This is a genomic window from Halomonas sp. SIMBA_159 (assembly GCF_046536035.1).
Taxonomy (GTDB): Bacteria; Pseudomonadota; Gammaproteobacteria; order Pseudomonadales; family Halomonadaceae; genus Vreelandella; species Vreelandella venusta_A.
Genome location: NZ_JAWJBT010001312.1, coordinates 1 through 245, shown reverse-complemented (window position 1 = coordinate 245; position 245 = coordinate 1). Strand labels below are relative to the sequence as shown.

The window sequence follows — 245 nt, the reverse complement described above, 5'->3', positions numbered from 1 at the left end:
CCAGAAAATCCGTTAGGAAAAATTGCAATTGTATCAGGCGATATGATTTCACTCGAAGAAAGTCTGATTTTCCAGTTTCCGCAACTTTTAGCAGGTATGCAAAAGTTTTTAGCAAACCAAACAGCTATTGAAGGGGTAAAAAGTCCGGCACTTGATAGTTTAGCCTCTTTGAAAGCGATTCGTGATGCTTCAGGTCAGGTTGCAGCAGGCCACTTAAATGGTGGTTGGCAGGATATGTATAATAG

General features: G+C 40.8%; 1 protein-coding gene. It reads left to right on the top strand.

Annotated features, from left to right (window positions below):
• On the top strand, positions 1 to 245 hold a 245-nt coding region (locus R0J87_RS23510), incomplete at both ends, for a hypothetical protein (protein ID WP_498889399.1).